Here is a 3,648-nt window from a genome sequence, read left to right as displayed (position 1 = left end):
CGCGGCGACCGGCGCGGCGTCGTGACGCGGCTCCGACGGCAGTGCCGGCACGGCCGCCGATCCATGCGCGACCGGCCGCGCGACGCCGCGCGCCGGCGCGAGCACGATGCCGCCCGTCACGCGCCAGCCCGACACGATCGCCTTCATCTGGCGCGTCTGCTCCTCGAGCGACGCGGCCGCGGCCGCTGCCTGCTCGACGAGCGCCGCGTTCTGCTGCGTGACCGAATCCATCTGGCTGACCGCACGGTTGACCTGCTCGATGCCGGTCGACTGCTCTTCCGACGCGGCGCTGATCTCGCCCATGATGTCGGTCACGCGGCGCACGGCCTGCACGATCTCGTCCATCGTCGAGCCCGCGCGCGCGACGAGCGCCGACCCGCTGTCGACCTTCTCGGCCGAATCGCCGATCAGCTGCTTGATTTCCTTCGCGGCCGTCGCACTGCGCTGCGCGAGCGAGCGCACCTCGCCCGCGACCACCGCGAAGCCGCGGCCCTGCTCGCCCGCACGCGCGGCTTCGACCGCCGCGTTCAGCGCGAGGATGTTGGTCTGGAACGCGATGCCTTCGATCGTGCCGATGATGTCGACGACCTTGCCCGAGCTCGCCGCGATGTCCTGCATCGTCGATACGACCTGGCCGACCACCTCGCCGCCCTGCGTCGCGATGTCCGACGCGTTCACCGCGAGCTGGCTCGCCTGCCGCGCGTTCTCCGCGTTCTGCCGCACGGTGCCCGTCAGCTGCTCCATGCTCGACGCGGTTTCCTGCAGCGACGCGGCCTGCTCCTCGGTGCGCTGCGACAGGTCGATGTTGCCGGTCGCGATCTCGCGCGCGCCGACGTCGATCGATTCGGTGCCGCGATGCACGGACTGCACCATCGTCGTGACGGCGTCCTGCATCCGCTTGATGCCGCCGAACAGGCGCCCCATCTCGTTCGTGCTGGACACGTTCACCGGCTGCGTGAGGTCGCCGCCGGCAATCCGCTCGAAGTGCGCGATCGCGTCCTCGAGCGGCTTCACGATCAGCCCGCGCATCGCGAAGCGGATCGCGATCACGACGACGAACGCGACCGCGATGCCGGCCGCAATCAGCGCGACCATCAGCGAGATCTGCGACTGCGTCGCGGCCTGGCGCTCTTCCGCGTGCTTCTGCAGCGATACGATCACGGCTGCCGCCGTCTGGTCGAACGCGACGAACATCGGGCTGATCTTCGTGTCGGCAATCGCGTGGTACGCCGCCATGTCGCCCGCGCGCGCCGCGGCAAATTCGGGCTCGACGCCTTCCTTCACGATCGTCGTGTAGCGTGCGGTGAGCTCGTCGACGAGCGTCTGCTCGACGCCGAGCTTCGGCAACGACTGGAACGCCTGCCAGTTCTGGTTCGACTTCGCAAACAGCTCCTGCGCGCGGTCGAGCACCTTCGTCGCGTCGGCCGCATTGCCGGCTTCGGTCAGCGTACGGAAACGATCGAGCGCGACACGCGCACGCAGCAGGTGCGCGGCCGTGTCGTCGAGCGTGTGGATCGCCGGCAGGTCGACGTGCGCGATCTCGTCGAGCGAGCGGCTCGCGTGATCGAGCGCGTAGAGGCCGAGCCCGCCGACCGCGGCGGCCAGGCACACGAGGATGAGTCCGACCGCCGTGAGCGTCGTGCGGATCGACCAGTTATGCAACATTGCAGATTCTCCCGAAATTCCTGCGCGCGCGGCGCGCTTAACCGCCGAGTGTCTCGATCAGCGCCATTTCACGGCTCGACATCAGCTTCTCGATATCCATCAGGATCAGCATCCGGCCGTCAACCGTGCCGAGGCCCGTCAGGTACTCGGTCGTCAGCGTCGCGCCGAATTCCGGCGCCGGCATGATCTGGTCGGTCTGCAGCGTCAGCACGTCCGACACGCCGTCGACCACCATCCCGACCACGCGGTGCGCGACGTTCAGGATGATCACGACGGTCTGGTGGTCGTACTCGACGCGGCCGAGATGGAACTTGATCCGCATGTCGACGATCGGCACGATGATCCCGCGCAGGTTGATCACGCCCTTGATGAAGTCCGGCGCGTTCGCGATGCGCGTGACGCTGTCGTAGCCGCGGATTTCCTGCACCTTCAGGATGTCGATCCCGTATTCCTCGTCGCCGAGCGTGAACACGAGGAATTCCTGGCCCGTCGCGTCGCCTTGCGCCGCGTCGCGGCGGCTCGTCGCCGCGTTCGCCGCGGCCGGATTGATCATTTGGACTTCAGCAGACACGTTTGCCCCCAATCGGTTGAATGGCGAGAGTCAGAACATCGCGAGCTCGGCGCCGGCTCGGGCGCCGTGCGTCGCACGGGTTTCTCGGTTCAGCGCCGCGACGTCGACGATCAGCGCGACGCTGCCGTCGCCGAGGATGGTCGCCGCCGAGATGCCGTGCACCTTGCGATAATTGGTTTCGAGGTTCTTCACGACCACCTGCTGCTGGCCGACCAGCTCGTCGATCAGCATCGCGAAGCGGCGCCCCTCGGTTTGCATGATCGTGACGATCCCCTGCGTCGGGTCGGTGCGGGCGTCCTCGACCGAGAACACCTCGTGCAGCGCGACCAGCGGCAGGTATTCGCCGCGCACGCGCACCACGCGCTCGCCGTTGCCGACCGTGTAGATATCGTCGATCGACGGCTGCAGCGACTCCATCACGAAGTTCAGCGGCAGGATGAAGATCTCGCTGCCGACCTTCACCGACATCCCGTCGAGGATCGCGAGCGTCAGCGGCAGCACGATCCGCGTGGTCGTGCCGCGGCCGGCCTGCGACGTGATCTCGACGTGACCGCCCATCGACTGGATGTTGCGCTTCACGACGTCCATCCCGACGCCGCGGCCCGACACGTCGGTCACCGTCTCGGCGGTCGAGAAGCCCGGCGCGAAGATCAGGTTCCACACCTCTTCGTCGCTGATGTTGTCGGACACCTGCATGCCCTGCTTCGCGGCCTTCGCGAGGATCCGCTCGCGGTTCAGGCCTGCGCCGTCGTCGCTGACCTCGATCACGATGTTGCCGCCGTGATGCGCGGCCGACAGCACGAGCTGGCCGACCGCGTCCTTGCCGGCGGCGACGCGCTTGTCGACCGTCTCGATCCCGTGGTCGAGGCTGTTGCGCACGAGGTGCGTGAGCGGATCGATGATCCGTTCGATCAGGCTCTTGTCGAGTTCGGTCGCCTGGCCGAACGTGACGAGCTCGACCTGTTTGCCGAGCTTGCCGGCGAGGTCGCGCACGAGCCGCGGGAAGCGGCTGAACACGTAATCCATCGGCATCATGCGGATCGACATCACGGCTTCCTGCAGGTCGCGCGCGTTGCGCTCGAGCTGCGCCATCCCGTTGAACAGGCGGTCGTGCAGCGCCGGATCGAACGCGCTCGCGGTCTCCGCGAGCATCGCCTGCGTGATCACGAGCTCGCCGACGAGGTTGATCAGCTGGTCGACCTTCTCGACGCCGACACGGATCGAGCTGCCTTCGGCGCCCGATGCGGCCGCGGCGGCCGGGCGCGCGCGCTTGTCGTCGTGATGCGCGGCGGCCTGCGCCGCGTGTTCGGCCTGCGGCCGTTGGGGTTGCTGCGGCGGTTGCGTTGCTGCGGCTGCGGCCGGCTCGACGGTTGCGGGAGCCGGTGCCGGTGCGGCCTGTTGCGGCGCGGCGG

General features: G+C 68.3%; 3 protein-coding genes. All 3 read right to left on the bottom strand.

Annotated features, from left to right (window positions below; translation table 11 throughout):
- On the bottom strand, window positions 1-1,665 hold a 1,665-nt coding region (locus tag ACPUER_RS36050), incomplete at its 3' end, for a methyl-accepting chemotaxis protein (RefSeq protein ID WP_425133491.1).
- Window positions 1,666-1,702: 37 nt separating this feature from the next.
- Window positions 1,703-2,218: a chemotaxis protein CheW gene (cheW, locus tag ACPUER_RS36045; protein ID WP_072443103.1), complete on the bottom strand. Its 516-nt coding sequence runs from the start codon at window positions 2,216-2,218 to the stop codon at window positions 1,703-1,705.
- A 48-nt stretch (window positions 2,219-2,266) separates the two neighbouring features.
- The coding region (locus ACPUER_RS36040; protein ID WP_425133490.1) for a chemotaxis protein CheW at window positions 2,267-3,648 on the bottom strand (1,382 nt) is incomplete at its 5' end.

Source organism: Burkholderia sp. DN3021, assembly GCF_049805555.1.
In the GTDB taxonomy this organism is placed as follows: Bacteria; Pseudomonadota; Gammaproteobacteria; order Burkholderiales; family Burkholderiaceae; genus Burkholderia; species Burkholderia pyrrocinia_C.
The sequence above is the reverse complement of the archived record's forward strand: the minus strand, read 5'-3'. Positions and strand labels throughout refer to the sequence as shown.